The 17,428-nt window shown below is 41.0% G+C and carries 10 protein-coding genes; 9 read left to right on the top strand and 1 reads right to left on the bottom strand.

Annotation, left to right across the window (positions count from 1 at the left end):
• Nucleotides 1-17 precede the first annotated feature (17 nt).
• The 9 genes from M8T91_RS14970 (at nucleotide 18) to M8T91_RS14930 (ending at nucleotide 15,088) form a co-directional block, all read left to right on the top strand.
• Nucleotides 18-4,082 carry an SDR family NAD(P)-dependent oxidoreductase gene (locus tag M8T91_RS14970; RefSeq protein WP_301414966.1) on the top strand — a complete coding sequence of 1,355 codons (4,065 nt, stop codon included), beginning with the start codon at nucleotides 18-20 and terminating at the stop codon, nucleotides 4,080-4,082.
• A 68-nt stretch (nucleotides 4,083-4,150) separates the two neighbouring features.
• Nucleotides 4,151-4,777 (top strand): MBL fold metallo-hydrolase, encoded by a 627-nt coding sequence (locus tag M8T91_RS14965; protein ID WP_301414965.1) that lies wholly within the window; start codon nucleotides 4,151-4,153, stop codon nucleotides 4,775-4,777.
• A 74-nt stretch (nucleotides 4,778-4,851) separates the two neighbouring features.
• The gene (locus M8T91_RS14960; protein WP_301414964.1) at nucleotides 4,852-6,111 is read left to right on the top strand and encodes a hydroxymethylglutaryl-CoA synthase family protein; all 1,260 of its coding nucleotides are present in this window, start codon (nucleotides 4,852-4,854) and stop codon (nucleotides 6,109-6,111) included.
• On the top strand, nucleotides 6,111-6,881 hold the full coding sequence (locus M8T91_RS14955) for an enoyl-CoA hydratase/isomerase (protein WP_301414963.1): 771 nt from the start codon (nucleotides 6,111-6,113) through the stop codon (nucleotides 6,879-6,881). The genes M8T91_RS14960 and M8T91_RS14955 overlap by 1 nt, the downstream gene beginning before the upstream one ends.
• 124 nt (nucleotides 6,882-7,005) lie before the next feature.
• Nucleotides 7,006-7,251, top strand: a complete 246-nt coding sequence (locus M8T91_RS14950; protein WP_301414962.1) for an acyl carrier protein — start codon at nucleotides 7,006-7,008, stop codon at nucleotides 7,249-7,251.
• On the top strand, nucleotides 7,248-8,474 hold the full coding sequence (locus M8T91_RS14945) for a beta-ketoacyl synthase N-terminal-like domain-containing protein (protein ID WP_301414961.1): 1,227 nt from the start codon (nucleotides 7,248-7,250) through the stop codon (nucleotides 8,472-8,474). Before M8T91_RS14950 ends, M8T91_RS14945 begins: the two co-directional genes overlap by 4 nt.
• Nucleotides 8,475-8,496: 22 nt before the next feature.
• Nucleotides 8,497-9,642 (top strand): ACP S-malonyltransferase, encoded by a 1,146-nt coding sequence (gene fabD, locus M8T91_RS14940; RefSeq protein ID WP_301414960.1) that lies wholly within the window; start codon nucleotides 8,497-8,499, stop codon nucleotides 9,640-9,642.
• A gap of 4 nt (nucleotides 9,643-9,646) precedes the next feature.
• Nucleotides 9,647-10,615, top strand: a complete 969-nt coding sequence (locus tag M8T91_RS14935; RefSeq protein ID WP_301414959.1) for an acyltransferase domain-containing protein — start codon at nucleotides 9,647-9,649, stop codon at nucleotides 10,613-10,615.
• A gap of 1,158 nt (nucleotides 10,616-11,773) precedes the next feature.
• Nucleotides 11,774-15,088, top strand: a complete 3,315-nt coding sequence (locus tag M8T91_RS14930; RefSeq protein WP_301414958.1) for an NACHT domain-containing protein — start codon at nucleotides 11,774-11,776, stop codon at nucleotides 15,086-15,088.
• Nucleotides 15,089-16,909: 1,821 nt separating this feature from the next.
• Here M8T91_RS14930 and M8T91_RS14925 read toward each other — a convergent pair.
• A complete protein-coding gene (locus M8T91_RS14925) occupies nucleotides 16,910-17,314 on the bottom strand; it encodes a 3D domain-containing protein (protein WP_301414957.1) in 405 nt (134 codons plus the stop codon).
• Nucleotides 17,315-17,428: the final 114 nt, after the last annotated feature.

The raw sequence follows: 17,428 nt of genomic DNA, 5'->3' as shown, positions 1-17,428 counted from the left end.
AGATTTTAGGAAATCAAATGACAGTATCTATAGATCGCAAGGATCTGGAGTCCTATCCTTTTTCTGAGTTTCATTCCACATTATCAGGCGATGAGTTATTCCTTCGTGATCACGTTATTCGGGGAGAAAAGATACTGCCTGCTACTGCTTATCTAGAAACTGCCAGAGCGGCATTAGAAAATACTGTCAGCATGTCAGAGGATCATTTTATTCGCCTTAATGATTGTGTGTTTTTGCGACCACTGTTGGTAAATGAAGAGAAAGTTATCACGATCAGAGTATTTCCTTCCGGCGACGAAGAATGGGGTATAGAAGTCAGTAGCACTGATGGAATACACTTTCAATGTAAAGCCAGTTATCAAGCGGTTGTGCAGTTGAGCGCTAACGAAATTTATATTGATCTGAATGGTTTACAAGAAAGAATAAAAAAAAATAATTTTCCTGTATCGAAATTTTATCAGAAATTCTTCGACAAAGGTATCGAATTGGGTCCGAGTCATCAGGGTATAAAACGTATTCTAACGGGAGAACACCAAGGAGAGCAGCAGGTATTGGTTTGGGTCAATTTACCCGGTTCCGCAAAGCGCGATATGGGTATGGATCCGGGAATGTTGGACGGGTTTATTACCTCGGCTTCAATTCTTCCTGACAATTTGACAAGCGCAGTGCAATTACCATTTACTATCAGAAAAATAGATATATTTAATGCGCTGACAGATGAAATGTTTGGACATATTTATACAAGTAAAGAAGGCATCGAATTTACGATTGCTGACTTATCCGGTGCAGTCTATGTTCGGATTAGTGGATTTATTGGTCGCCAAATTGATGATCAAGATGATCATCTGGTGTCTTATTCACCCTGCTGGCAACACAGCGCTTTACCCGATTTGAGGGGGCAACATGTGGTGCGTATTCAAGGTGGTAATGATTATTTAAAGCTGGTAATCGATGTATTGCAGCAGGCGAAAAATTTACTAGCTGCCAAGAAAAGTAACTGCTGGTTGTTAGTAGAACTCTCCGATAACAGTAGTGGTGAACGAGGGATCCTGGCTGGACTGCGTACCATAAGTGAAGAACATCCTTCAATAAATATATTGTTACAACAAGCTGGTCAGAAAATTGAATTGGTGAACACAGCAGTTAATCTGAATCGCAAGCTCGATAACATTTGGCGTAATCAGGGTTGTTATTTGATTGCTGGTGGCGCTGGCGGCATCGGAAGATTGCTCGCTGAGGACATTGTCGCAGCTACAGATAGTTGCCAGCTGATTTTGTTGGGCCGTAAAGCATTAAATCAAGAATTAAAATTGTTTTTCAAACAGCTGTCCCATAACGGAGCGAGAGTTGATTATCATAGTTGTGATATTGCTAATGCAGAACAGCTTATCAAGATAGTAGATCGATATAAGAATATTCAAGGTGTATTTCACTGTGCTGGGGTGCTTGAAGATAATTATATAGCAAATAAAAACACTGATGAGATCCAACGGGTGTTGGCGCCTAAAGTTTCCGGTTTGCAGGCGTTAGACCAAGCAACAGCATCCATGGATTTAGACTTTTTTGTAACTATGTCCTCTATCGCCGGGGTAATTGGTAACCCTGGACAATTCGATTATGCTGCTGCTAATGGTTATATGGATGATTACATTAGTCAACGTCAGCACAGAGTTTCTGAAGGCAGGTGTTTTGGTAGAAGCGTCAGCATTAACTGGCCGTTATGGTTGAGTGACGGCATGCAGATTGATCAGTCTATACAGGAAAACTTGCGACAGGTCATAGGGCTTAGCCCAATGCCATCGGAGCTGGGGATGAAAGTACTTAAACAGACACTGCTCAGTGAATATACCCAGTTATTAGTGCTGTATGGACAGAAAAAAACCATTCACAACTATTTTAGTAGTTCGATACAAAAACTACAGTCAACGCCTGATGTTATCGAGCAAAAGCAGATGACTTATCAGGATAATCAGCCTTTGTTAAAGCAACTTATTCAGATTGTACAGCAGCAAGTAGCTGGGTATTTAAAACAAAAATCACGAGATCTGGATCTGCAGGCAGACTGGGCTAATTTTGGTTTTGACTCTATCTTATTGGCTGAATTGATTAATCGCTTCAATGCTTATTTTAAACTTAGCCTTATGCCTACTGTTTTTTTTGAAGCAACTAATATCAAGCTTTTTGCTGAATATTTACTTCAACACCACCATAATACAATACAGAAACTGTTGGATGTATCAAAAACTTCGGTCGAAGAGAATACTGTACCAATAACGCGACAGTCAGAACAAAAGGGGGATGAAGCCCTGAGTGATTTTGCCGCTAGATTTCAACAAGCCTACTTCAGTGCCACTCATTACCGTATCAAGGATATTGCGGTGATTGGTATAAGCTGTCGTATTGCTGGAGCGCGTAATCTTGATGAATTCTGGCAGTTGCTGAATGAAGGATGCGATATGATCCGTGAGATCCCAGAGCATCGCTGGGACTGGCGGGATTATCTGGAAGCTAGTAAGTGGGGCTCTTTTATCGACGGCGTCGATGAATTCGATCCGTTGATTTTTGGTATTTCTCCAGCTGAAGCCTTGTATATCAACCCCGAGCAGCGGCTGATCATGCAATACGTATGGGAATGCTTGGAAAATGCAGGTTGTGGTGGCGATGCCACCAAGGGATCTAACACCGGTATTTACATCGGTTGTGGCGCCAGCGCTTACACTGCGATCCTCGATGCTCTGCCCGTGGAAGCCTACACCGCAACTGGAGAAGTCACCTCGGTAGGTCCAAATCGAATGAGTTATTTGATGGACTGGCATGGTCCCAGTAATCCGGTTGAAACCGCTTGCAGTAGTGCTTTGGTCGCGGTTCATAGGGCCATCGAAGCGATCCGTTTGGGACATTGTGAGCAGGCTATTGCCGGTGGTGTTAATTTGTTATTAACGCCTCATGCGTATATCAGTTTTTCTAAAGCGGGTATGCTGTCAAAAGATGGGTGCTGCAAAACGTTCTCTGCCCAAGCCAATGGCTATGTACGCGGAGAAGGGGTTGGGATGATCATGTTAAAACCTTTACAGCAGGCTTTGCAGGATGGTAATCACATTTATGCGGTGATTAAAGGCAGTGCAGAAAATCATGGTGGCCGAACAAACTCTCTGACTGCACCTAATCCTAAATCTCAGGCGGCGGTGATCAACAAAGCACTGGATGACTCTGGGATTGATTTTTCACAAGTGGGATATGTGGAGTGCCATGGTACTGGAACTCCACTTGGTGACCCTGTAGAGATCAACGGCCTGAAAATGGTTGCTGCCCAAAATAAAATACAGGCTGCCAGTGACCATGCCTGTATGCTCGGGAGTATTAAATCCAATATTGGTCATTTGGAGTTTGCAGCGGGGATTGTCGGTTTGATCAAAGTTGTTTTGCAAATGCGGCATCGTCGTATTGTCAAAAGTTTGCACTGTGAAGATATTAACCCTTATATAGATCTGGCAGGAACCCGATTGCAAATTGCCCAGCAAGCATGTGAATGGCAGAAAGAGCCCGGTAAACTGCGCATCGGAGGCGTGAGTAGCTTTGGTTTTGGTGGTGTTAATGCCCATGTTGTGTTGCAAGAATTTATTGCCACCACGGTATTACCTGAACAACAGGCTGAGGCAAAGCCACAATGCTGTATTTTTTCTGCATCTGATAAGGACAGGTTGCTTGCATGTTTGCAGCCATTTCCGAAATTTCTTGCCAGATTAACCGATGATCCAGAAACACTTTTACGTATCGCTCGGACCTTACAAATTGGTCGTACAGAGTTAGATGAACGGGTGGTTTTTATTGTTGCATCAGTTGCTGAGCTAATAGCCCTGATTGAGCGATTTATTGCTGGTGATGAGCAAACTGATGACACAGCGATTATGGTCGGGAACGTAATGGACAAAAGTCGAGAGCAGTCTGTTGATGAAGCACAAATACACGAATGGGTAACAACAGGTAATATAACCCCACTGGCAGCGGCCTGGGTGCAGGGATATTCAGTGCCCTGGCGATTGGCACAGGATAATGTGGCAATGGTTAATGAGAGCGGTTAACAATGTGTTGTAAACTCATTAAAGGAAAAGAGGCTGATTTATTGTGCTTTAAAGTCCAGTTCCAGGAGATGAAAAACTACAATTACCTGCTAATGGATAACGGTAGTCGCGAAGCTATGATTGTGGATCCGGCCTGGGAAATCAACAAAGTGCACCTGGCGTTGGAAACGCAGAATGCTCAGTTAAAAGGCATTTTGATCACGCATTCTCATCTTGATCATATTAATCTAGCTGGTCAAGTAGCTGAGGAATACCAGTGCCCAATATTTATGTCCGGTACAGAGATTATCTTCTCCGGATTCAGCAGTCCCTATTTACAAGCTATTGAAGAAACCAGCCTATCATTGGGAAAATTGGTTGTAGAGGCTATCGCCACCCCTGGGCATACCCCTGGGTGTATTTGCTATAGAACCGATAACTTTTTATTTACCGGTGACGTATTGTTTGCTGAAGGCTGTGGCATGTGCCCTAATCCGGATGCAGCCCGGCAGATGTTTTGGAGTCTGCAAAAATTACGGAATAGACTTAATTCTTCAACACGGATATTTCCCGGGCACAGTTTTGGACTGATGCCAGGTCAAACATTCGCTATGGTGCAACAACAAAATCTCTATTTACAAATTCCTTCCGAAGAATCTTTCATCGATTTTCGAATGCGCAAGCAATGTCGAAAGAAATTATTTGCTTTTCACTGAAATCACAACTTCTGTAACTTGCAGTTCCAGCCGTACATAGAATCACTTATAAATAACTTGTTTGAGGATATATAATGAAGTTGGTAGGAATCGAGGCCATGAATGTGTTTCCCGGAACAACTTTTGTAGATGTACGAAAGTTGGCTGAACATCGACAATTAGATCTTACACGATTTGAAAATCTATTAATGAAAGAGAAAACTGTCGCTTTACCTCATGAAGATCCGGTGACCTTTGCGATAAATGCTGCTAAACCATTAATCGAAGTTTTATCCCCGGAGGAAAAAGATCGTATCGAGATGGTTATTACCTGTACAGAATCATCATTTGATTTTGGTAAATCTATGAGCACTTATTGTCATGATTTACTTGGTCTCAATCGTAACTGTCGTTTATTTGAAGTAAAAAATGCCTGCTATTCTGGAGTGGCTGGGTTACAAATTGCAGTTAACTTTATTCTCTCTCAGGTTTCACCAGGTGCAAAAGTGTTGTTATTGGCTACTGATATTTCTCGTTTTATAATTGAGGAAGGGGGGGACGCCTTAACCCTTGACTGGTCATTTGCCGAGCCTAGTGGTGGTGCCGGAGCTGTTGCGATATTGGTGAGTGATAATCCACAAATACTGCAAATTGATGTAGGTGCTAATGGTTATTACGGTTACGAGGTTATGGACGCCTGTCGGCCGAATCCTGACAGTGAAGCAGGGGACTCTGATCTGTCATTGTTGTCTTATTTAGATTGCTGCGAAAAGGCTTTTCTTGAATACCAAAAACGGGTAGAAGGATGCAGTTATGATAAAACCTTCGACTTTTTGGCAATGCACACTCCGTTTGGTGGCATGATTAAAGGTGCACACCGTAATCTTATGCGTAAGTTGGTTAAGGCAAAGCCGCCACAGATCGAAGCCGATTTTGAAGCTAGGGTTATTCCGGGGCTGAAATATTGTCAACGGGTGGGTAACATTATGGGAGCTACAACCATGCTGTCGCTGGCCAGTACAATAGACCATGGCAATTTTGATAAACCTAAACGCATTGGTATTTTCTCATATGGATCTGGTTGCTGTTCGGAGTTTTTTAGCGGCGTCGCTAGCGCTGAAAGCCAGCAAAAAATTCGCCAACAAGACATATTGAATCAACTGGATAGCCGCTATGAAATGTCAATGCAGGAATACGAGAAACTGCTGGTATCCAGTAATACAGTCAAGTTTGGAACACGTAATGTGGTATTGGATACAGAAATTTTCCGTGCCGCCAGAAACCAGTTGGTAAAACCTACATTATTTCTGTGTGAAATTAAAGAATTCCATAGGGAATACCAGTGGATAGGTTAGTGGGTGATCTCAGTTTTCATACCATTAAGGCGCGGCTGGATGGGGACATCGGTTATCTACAAATTTATCGTCCCGAAGAAAACAATACTATCAACCAGCAGTTGGTAACAGAGTGTAACCTGTTTTTAGATCGTGTTGAAGACACTATTACAGTGCTGGTGCTTGAAGGCCTGCCAGAAGTGTTTTGTTTTGGCGCAGATTTTAATGAAATAAACCGTCAATTCAATTCGACCAGTTATCAGGCCAATGATCCTGAACCGCTTTATGATCTCTGGCTGCGGCTAGCACATAGTCCATTTGTTTCTATTGCCCATGTACGTGGTAAAACCAATGCCGGCGGAGTGGGATTTGTGGCTGCCTGTGATATTGTGCTTAGTGAAGAGTCCGCAGTGTTTAGCCTTTCGGAAATGCTATTTGGAGTACTGCCTGCCTGTGTGCTGCCTTTTTTAATTCGTCGTATCGGTTTTGCTAAAGCCAATTATATGACCATGATGACAAGTCCAATTAGCGCGAATCGAGCCAAATGCTGGCAATTGGTTGATGAAGTGGAGGCCAATACCCCTAATCTATTGCGGCGCCATTTACTACGGTTGCGAAGGTTATCGAAAAATACGATAGTGAATTACAAACAGTATATGCAGCAATTGCATCCCGATCTGGAACAGGCAAAGCCTTTGGCACGAAAAGCCAATATGAAAACGTTTTCCGACATAAATAATGTGCGCAAAATTTCTCGTTACATTGCAACAGGTCGATTTCCTTGGGAGTGATATTTTAGGATTGTATTAAGGAGATGTTTTTTGGCAATGATACTGTATGTAATATTATCCCTTATGTCTGCACCAAAGAGTTTTCCTGGTAGTAGTCCATATTCACAGTAAAAAGGACACAAATATGCAAAAAAAAGAAATCTTTGATCTCATTGTGAAGCATGCGATTGAAGTATTACCGGAACTTGAAGAGTATCAATTTCAGTATAGTGATACGCTAATAAAGTTGGGCGCGAATTCACTAGATAGATCAGAAATTGTTATGATGACGCTACAGGCGTTGTCGTTAAATGTGCCTTTACTGGAATTAGCTAAAGCTACCAATATGGGAGAGCTGGCTGATATTCTTCAACAAAGGTATAGCCGATGACTATTGCAGTTACCGGGATCGGTATTACTACCAGTATCGGTCAGGGGCGGGAGGAATTTACTCAGTCGTTGTTTGCCGGAATGCATAAATTCTCAGTATTGAAAAGAGAGGGTAGGCAGTTACCAGATGATCTTGAACATGATTTTGCCCCTTTTATCGGTGCCGAAATTTCTGAGTTGAGATACCCCGATGATTTGTCCTCTAAACAACTGAGAACTCTGTCTTGGTCGGGTAGAGTTGCTGCTGTTACCGCCAGGGAAGCCTGGCAAAACGCTAATCTTGATTCTGTCGATGGACACAGAGTGGGTTTAATACTCTCCGGGTCTAATTTTCAGCAGCGAGAACAGGCTGTGATGCATCGTCAGTTGCATGGAAATGAAACCTTTACACGCCCCGCTTATGGTATATCTTTTATGGACACTGACGTGGCGGGGTTTTGCTGCGAATACCTAGGGGTGCACGGATTTAGTTGTTCCACGGGAGGGGCCTCAGCCAGCGGTCAGTTCGCACTCATTAATGCCATTAATTTTCTAGAATCAGGTTCGTTAGATGCTTGTATTGTGCTGGGTATGCTTACGGATCTATCCCATTGGGAACTACAGGCCTTACGTTCTGCCGGTGCATTGGGATCAGAGAGATTTGCCAAACAACCGGAATATTCGGCGAGACCTTTCGACAAAGATCGTGATGGGTTTATTTTTGGTGAATGCTGTGGCGCTTTAGTGATCGAAAAAGCTGCTCATGCATCGGCGCGTCAAGCTAAGTCGTTAGCCCTGATCACAGGTTGGGGTACTTTTATTGATGGCAATCGCAACCCAAATCCATCTCTTGAAGGAGAGAAAAGTGCTATTCGTTTAGCACTGAGACAGGCAGGGATAACGGCGTCAGATATTGATTATGTTAATCCTCACGGTACAGGCTCGTTGTTGGGTGATGCAATAGAGCTTGAGGCACTGGCACAGTCATATTTATTGCACGCTCGTATTAATACCACAAAATCCCTTCTCGGTCATGGTCTGGCAGCCGCCGGTTTGGTTGAGGTTATTGTTACCATTGAACAAATGATTGCCGGGCGATTACATCCAAGTCGCAATTTGCAAAAACCACTGAACGATCGTTTTTTCTGGGTAAAGAGTCAACCCGAAATCTGTAAAATTAAGTGTGCGTTAAATTTGAGCTTGGGCTTTGGCGGTATGAACAGCGCGATCTGTATTACACAATAGGTATTAATCACTGGAGACAACTATGCAAGTTTATATATTTCCCGGGCAGGGTTCCCAAGCTCGCGGTATGGGCAAAGGATTGTTTGAACAATTTCCTGATTTGGTTCGGTCTGCAAACAAGATACTCGGATATTCCATTGAGGAACTATGTCTGGAAGATCCGCAACAACAGCTAGGTCAAACTCAATTTACCCAGCCCGCACTATATGTGGTTAATGCGCTGAGTTATTATAAAAAAATAGCAGAAACCAATCAGAAACCTGACTTTGTTGCCGGACATAGCCTGGGTGAATTCAATGCGTTGCTGGCTTCTGAATGTTTTTCATTTAGCTCAGGATTAAAGCTAGTAAAAAAACGTGGTGAATTAATGAGAGAAGCTGATAATGGTGCGATGGCGGCCATTATTAACTTATCTGAGCATGAAATTCGTGATCTGTTACAACAACACAACCTGCATAATATTGACTTGGCTAACTTTAATACAATGTCACAGATTGTTATTTCCGGCGACAAGGATGAAGTGGCTAAATCTCAAGAAGTGTTTCAGAAGGGAAATGCATTGTTCTTTCCCCTTAATACCAGTGGTGCTTTCCATTCACGATTTATGTCTCCGTTGAAAAGAAAGTTTTTAAATTATCTAAAAAAATTTAATTTACAAAAGCTACAGATTCCGGTAATTGCCAATGTGACAGGTACTCCTTATAAGCAGGAAAAGATATTGGAATACCTTTCAAATCAAATGGACAGCCCTGTACGATGGACTGAAACAGTACAGTATCTGCTTGCGCAGAAGGAAATGGAGTTCGTTGAAATTGGTCATGGTGATGTATTGTCTAAATTGGTTAAAAAAATCAAGCGTGACTTTGAAAATTGCAATGATTTCCCTGCCGACAAAAAAAAGTCAACGGAAGCGACAGAGTCATTTGTACAATCAGAATCAGTGTCCAGAGTGGAGGCAGCTGATAGTGTCGAATTGACCGCTGATCAAAAAGTAGCTAACTGGAATCAGCAGTATCCTATCGGCACCAAGGTAGTCAGTACTCTTTCTGATTACAGTGACCTAATCACTCGCACTGAAGCAATTGTACTTTTCGGTCATAGGGCTGTGGTTTATATGGAAGGTTACAATGGATACTTTTGCTTGGATGAACTGATACCCAAGACTTAATACTATGATATCTAAACGCAAGCCTATTGTATTTATGTTTTCAGGACAAGGCTCACAATACTATGGTATGGGTAAAGAATTATATAATAGCAATTCAAGATTTCGCACCTGGATGGATTATTGTGATGAAATTATTGCTGAGGAGATATCGATTTCTATCATTCAACACTTATTTTCTGATGAATTTGGTATCGCTGATTCTTTTGATGACATTACTCTGACTAATCCAGCACTGGTAGCGATTGAATATTGTCTGGCGAAAATACTGATAGAAGAAGGAATAAAGCCCGGTTGCCTGGTAGGTTATAGCTTGGGTGAATTGTCTGCAGCGGTGATTGCTGATGCTGTCAGTATTGAACAAGGGCTGAGTTACTCAATTCGATTAGCTCGACATATTAAAAAATATGTACAACAAGCAGGGATGTTATCCGTGATATCCGATCCAGACATTTACCAACGCCAGCCTGATTTGTTTTCAGGTACCACAATTGCTGGCTATAACTTTCATTCTGGTTTTGTAGTATCTGGAAGCAATAGTGATTTACAGAAACTGAAAAATCGACTGCAACGACTCGGTATTGCTAGCCATGAACTGGCTGTAAAATATGGTTTTCACTCTGCGGCAATTGATGGTTTTCGGGAAAGATTTTTGACCTCAGAGCCATGGTTAGTAGCACAGCCAGGAAAAATTAAAATGATGTCTGCCTGTACCGTTGATGAGGTTACCGAAATCACTCAGCCATATTTATGGCGGATTATTCGCGAACCAGTGCAATTTCAACAACTTATAGAATGTATGGCTGGAAAATCTGATTATTACTTTATTGATGTTGGTCCTAGTGCTACTCTGGCTACATTTCTTAAATATATTTTAAGAGATTATCCTGGTTCAACAACATTTGAAACTATTAATCCGTTTGGTCATGATTTGAAAGCAATCAACAGGCTTTTGCAAAGTTTCACTGCGATCTGATAAAGCTCTATGAGGGTTTTAAAATAGCTAGCCTATATCTAGGCTACAAGAGAATTAGCCTTACTGGGAAGTTAGTTTATATAAGTATTATCATAAGATATTTTTTTACGTACTAGAGAGAAAAATGACCAAAAAATTATTTTCACTATTGCTATCATTTGATGCGGTACAGATAATGAATCATGACTCGAACAGTAATTCGGAAGAGTTTTTTTCCACCCAGATCGAGAAAATCAATAAGTCAGCTCGGGATTCCAGCAATGCCACTGGCGCTACAGGATGAAGCAAAATCTGAGCAGATTAAGCAAATGGTTGGTCAAAGCAACAGAAGAATGCTATTAAAGAATTAAAGTGCAAAGAGATACTGAACAGTATACTTTCTGGTTGTTAAGCAGGCTGTCAGCGATTATAGCATCAATACTTTCAGAGAGATACAACCATTGATGATTTATCGTTGAAATAATCCCAAAAGAGTACTCCAATACTCAAAAGGCAGTTGAGAAAACATGATTACTATATTTTTATCCAAGGCAATTAAAAATTATTTTGAGTGCTCTAATCTCGTGTTATGTTCCTGATGCACTGTATGTTTGTACTAATTCAGGTAAACTCAGCCAGCATCATCTGCATGAAGCATCCTTTCAGGACAAAGTATAAATAGACTCTAATTATAGGTGTTTGCAAAACTTCCCGAATCATTGCCATCCAAACCATAACGAATGGGCCTGAATATTGGGGAAGTAGCTTTGCTCATGAGGGCCTTGGGTTGTTGAGTTTGCATTGTATCAAGTGAAAAATAGGCCATGGAGAATCAAATTGTTATTATTAGATTTTTGAATAAATTAATTTTAAATTTAATTTCATGCATTGACCGCAGTAAATCATTTATCATACAAATACTGGTTTTGGCTAGAGATTCAAATTCTATATTAGCTCAATAAGAAAGCTATCAATCTTAATAGTATAAGTGAAAATTCTGAAACCTGTTTTCTATTGACTGGAATATTCGCATGGATCTTTACTTAAAGCTGACTTGGAAAGTGTCAAGGTCATTCACGCGGTGAACACTTTTTTCTGTACATGGTTCAATAACTTGATTTGTATGTGTGTACAGTAAAGCATCGCTTAACAATAGTGATAATTAGATAAGTTTCTTCTATGTTATTAATTTTCAGAGAATTATCATTTGACGAATCACGACAAGGTAAAGTTGAAATTACCTTTACCAGTAGTACAACACAGATTCATTTCATCACAGAAAAAACATTCGTATCACCTTTTTACCCTTTAATCAAGCAACAACTCCGATGGTATTTTAACCAGTATCCGTTTGAGCTTGATCAGCAAGAAAAAGCTGCATGGGTGTTTAATAAACTTTTGCAGCTTGGTCAACTTCTAGCTGAAAAACTAGATAATGATAACTGTGATTTAAAAAAAATTGCCAATGCAGTTGAAACTACAGGTTATCACCAGCTTCAGGTGTTTATAGTTTCCAGTAGCCCGATGTTTATGGCCGAATTTTGGGAATCGCTAATTTTGCCAGACAGCAAGTTTGTACTAGCTGCTGCCTGTGCAGGATTTTGTCGAGTACTTACTGAGGAATTTGATCCGCAGCTTGTTTATCCACTGGAGTTGGCTTTACAACCTGCCAGCAAGCCCGGTGTACAGGATATTTTGCAAGATCAGAAGCACCAAATTCGCTGGGATCCCCACTCCGGCGATACCTTGAACATTGCCGTTTTTACAAGTCTGTTTTCAACTAGCGAAGATTTCAGTCAGCTACTAACAGGCATGATAAAAACTAAATTGCGTGCTGATCCAATTGAATATCATTTGCTTGGAAAAAGCCAGGCTGCAGCACTGACATTACCTGAGAATTGTCATATTTTTCATTTTAGTGGTCAGATAATAAAGCAGTGTGGTACTTACTTACTGGTTCTCGAAGGAGAGGCTGATAACCCGTTGAAAACACTGGGTTTCACTGAGCTTTGTCAGGATTTACAAGCCCATAAAGTGCACTTGCTAAGCCTAAGTAGCAGGATTACAACCGAGGAAGTGGCTCAATTGGCAGGTATCGCCCATACATTTGAGATTAGTAACGTGCTGTGGCTACAATATCCATTAAATAGCGCTGTGAGTTTTACAACATATGCGGAAATTTATCGACAGCTAACTCTGGGAAGAACGATATCCCAGGCCGTAGTGGAAGCGCGAAAGTCATTGCAAAATCCAAAGACAGAAACTCTGTTGCCAGCATTGGCAACCGGCTATCATCCTTGGTTATTGCCTGCATTATTTACTGTTAAAGATGTACGTTTTTTTATGAGTCAGACAGTGGTCAATAGCGAAACTGAGAAATATTTGCAGGAAATGTTACTGGGACAGTTACATGCACGGCTGGCCGGATTCAAAAGCGAGTTACTACCAGAAACTTTTTATCCGTTGAGTGATGGCATTGCTGCCGATGTACTGACAAGCTTTGGTGAACACAGGATGGTTTGTTTATCGGGGTCACAGGGTATTGGTAAGACCACACTGGTACACCAGTTAGCGGCTTGGTTAGCGGTTCATAAACAAATAGATTGGGGATTTTATTTTGATTTTGCTCAAGAAAACTACTCGCTAAATGATATGTTGCAAATGGTGCGGCCATTGATTGCTAAAAATGAAGAGGATCTTGCCACCGTACAAGTAAAGTGGTTAGCTACCACCAGTCTGCTAGTGCTGGACAATGCGGATAGCCTGATAGATACCGACAGTGGTGATATGGCTGACGCTGGAATCTGGCAATGGTTGCAAGCCCTGCAAGAAAGCCGACACAAGGTTGTGATAATTCTTAAGAGCGCAGAATTAACTCATCATTTTGTCTACAATCAAAAACAACCTCACTTTATTCTTAAGGGATTTAGTGTTCCAGAGCAGCATCAGTTTATCTATAGCAGAGCGCAGCAGTTACAACAGCCATATCTATTCGAAAAAATCCTAGGTCAGCCCTGGCTGGCTGCCCTTAGCAGTAACCCACTGCTGCTGGAAACCTGTTTGAAAGTAACCCCATTACACAGCGACCAGACATTGAACAAGGTGTTAAATCCACCCCGGGTTAGTTATCAGAAGATCATAAGTTGGCAGTGGAATAATATTGAACCTGCTTGGCAAAAACTGCTGTTACTCAGCTCAAAAACTCCCAACCTATTATTGGAAATGCTGATGATTGCCCTTCAACAACCACCTGATCAAGCCATTGCAGATATAGCAGCTTTCAAAGATCAAATTGGAATGGAAACGACGGAAAACATTTCTGAAGAAATCCGGCAAGCTGAATTGCGTGGATTTGTTAACCGCTTACCTCATGGTCATGTGATTGCAGAGCGGGCTAAAATTCATCTTGAAAAAATTGCAAAACAACGACTAGAAAGTACCGATCAATTCGCATTGATCAGTGCATTTAGCAGTATAGTGTGCGAAGGATTAAGGATTTTGTGTGGAGGAATGGTTAAGCAGGCAAACCCTTATATTGAAAATAATTTGTTGTTTAATCGACGCAATTGGGCGGAGCATTTGGAAAAAATATGGGAAGAGCAGAGATATCAACTATTTTTTGCCACTTTGGAACCCCTGCATGAGTTACTGAGCAAACATAAATTACAGTACGAACTAACGGCATGGACTTTTAAAATAATTGAGCAATTTGTTCCGCATGCTGATGCTGAAATGGAAGTAACTCAACAACTGGCAGGTCTGAAATTACTTAATTATGCATTGACTCACCAAAAAACAACAGAAACATTACCAGTTTTTCTGGGAAAATTGATTGAATACTGGCAACAGTGGTTTGTACAGATTGATGGTGAACTTGATCAAAACCAAATCCTCCTTTTCCAACTGGTAGTGTGCTGCTTGGAGGCATTTTACCTACATACTAAGGATACTGATAAAGGTATCGCTCTATGTGAAAAAACGGCGGCAATCTATCTGGCTAGAGAAGCCTGGCAGCCACTGATCCGGTGTTACAAGTCACTGTCGTTGTTTCACTTGCAAAATCATCATCCGCAACTTGCTCGAGAGTTCGAAGATAAAATACTCTACAAAATTCCTTATGACCATGCGCCGCCAGGTTTTCAGCAAAGACAACGGCTGGATATATTGATAAGTCGATTGGATAGAAATGAGCTTGCCGATGCACAAGAAATCCTTAACCAACTAAAATACAACTCTGACAAAACATTTGTTGATAACACCGACTTGTTGAAAGGTTTGCAAAGTGAAATCTTTTTTCTTAAGCGTGATTTTTTTTCAGCATTGCCACTTTTGGCAAGAGAATGGAATACATTATTAACTCTAAATCAACCACAACTTATTCAATCTTTAAAGGAAAAATTACTTGTTATTGCTACTGAAATAGGGGAGGAACAGTTTAAGAAAATTTTCTTTAGGCATGTTTCAGAAGATACAAAATTGCCAATGGACTTTTGATGAGCACTCCAATTTGACCGCATTAGCATGCAGAATTTACCCACGTATAACCTAAATTACAAGAAATATGGGCTTAATATAAATCTGATAGATAGGTATTCTATTTGTAGAGCTACCTACAGCCTGAAAAATAATGTCGTAATGTAAGTTCTGATCTTTGTCGGTAGTGGCATATCCACCTTCTGGCTTATCTTCATAAGTGGATGAGATGATCTGCTGACCAAGATTAACAATTAATTTTTTTTCCAGTAATTTAAGAGTATTTATTGCTATATTCTTGCTTTCTACTGGTAAAATATTTGACTTGGTTTCCGCTTGGGTAATTGTCCTGTCTGCGTAATCTCGTGATAATTCCTCGGCAATTGTAATTGGGTCTACACTAACAATAAGAATCCGATTGGCTAATGCCAGATGGAGGTTAAAAAATTATAAATAAGATTCTCGAGCAGTTATATTTCCCCTCCTATGCTCCAGGAAGGTCATTTGTATAACGGCTATCTGTCGCCAATAAGGACATATCCGCCTTTTATTTGATTCTCTGATCATTTGTCTTTTCAACCATGTCAAGGTTCGAATCGCAAGAAACGCGTTTATCTTGCAGGATCTTAACCTTTGGTAAAATGCCTGACAGTGATACCAGCGATTGACTGTTAAAATCAGATTCAGTCAAAGTATGCGGTATTAACAGTGACAATTTAAAATTACCAAGTGGACTAACTAGCGCAATCTCATCACCGTTGGGTTATGCATGGGCGAGCTTTGTTTCAGCCAACCCTTCTCTGCAAACTGCTACAGTTTTTTCCATTTAATTCTCCGTTAATATAAATAACGATCTTATAGTTAAGTAGTAAAGTCATAGCAAATAACCATATTTTTGAGATGTAAATCTCTATCTTAGTGATATGACTAATATTTATAATCTACCTCCGGTACCGTCGGTTTTATGTCAATTTTGTCATATGGGTTCTCTAATAGGTTTTCGAATGTTGAAACTGCATTCGGATTTGACACAAAATAAGATTAATCTGCTATTTCATTTGATTATTGAAAGAAAGATGAAAATCTAGGAAGAGCACTTGTTTTTCTGACCTTCAAATCTGCCTCCACTCGTGATTTTTGTGAGGAGAAAGGATGAGTTAAAAAAGACTCCCGTATGATTCAAGTAGAGCTTAATATTGAGGGGCTTAAGAATACGCAATATGTTAATTACACAACTTAATAAGTTGATTCTGGGAATAAGTTGATTAACAGAATTTGGTTTTTAGAGTATTCTGAATCTATTACCCTGTCTGAGCACTCTCCGATGGTATTTTTCATGCATAACTTAGACGATTCAGGGCAATGACCACAACATATTGGACGCTGACATCCATGACAGTGATCTGCTCATTGTTGATCGATGGCTTATTCCTGTTTATAGCAGCGCTGCAGAGGTAGCCTGGGTGACCAATAAAGCCGCAAAGTTCTTCACAGAAAGGAAGGGTGTTTAATGCCGTCCAATTTAAAATACCCGGTTACCCCTGGTTTGGAGGACCAGAAACTGGTAGTTGAGAAGTGAAAGTACCGATTCAATAGTTGTAGGCTGAGCCAACTATTGGCGGTATTTCTAGGTGACGTATAAGGTAGCCCTGTAACGTGGTAAACAGTATTGGGGGTAAAATTCTGTTTATATATACAAATGTCACGCTTTAATTTCAGCTCACCCATTGTCATTGGTTATTTTAATTCAGGTTCGTCAGTGCTGGCTGATTGCCATGTAATGACAATACAAAAAACCCCGCTGGAGGGCGGGGTCACAAGGAGTGATGAAATCAGCTCTGCTTATTTGGCCGGTTCAAAAATGATTTTCAGCTTTTTCTTGCCCCAGGCACGGGCTTTCTTGATATCTTTTTCCATCCACACATCGATACGGTTTCTGAAGCGCTTGTTCATACGATCGCGCACGGTATAGGTACCGGGAAGTCCTTCAATCTTTACCTTGGCACCATTGGTCAGACCGTGCTTTTCCAGATCACGGGATACAGCGATCACCTTATCGCCCGGGCGCAGGCGGTTGTTCCAGGCTGCTACCCAGGGGTCACTGTCTGTCTGCCCGGGTACAGAATTGTAAGCCGTTGCGTCCACGACCATGGTTTTCTTAATAGCTGCCGATGCATTGACACTTATACCAATAGCGAGGAAAGCGGCCAGGAAGAAGAAGGTATTACGCAGAGTCTGTTTCGTCATGTCCCATTACCTCCAGGAGGAAAATAATCACAAGCCAAACGGTGCTTATGAAGTTAAAGTATCCTTAGGAATATTTGATCAATATTTAATCAACGCTGGTTATATTACAGGCGA

The organism is Microbulbifer sp. MI-G, from assembly GCF_030440425.1.
Lineage (GTDB): Bacteria > Pseudomonadota > Gammaproteobacteria > Pseudomonadales > Cellvibrionaceae > Microbulbifer > Microbulbifer spongiae.
Note: the sequence above shows the minus strand (reverse complement) of the source record. Positions and strands in the feature narration are given on the sequence as shown.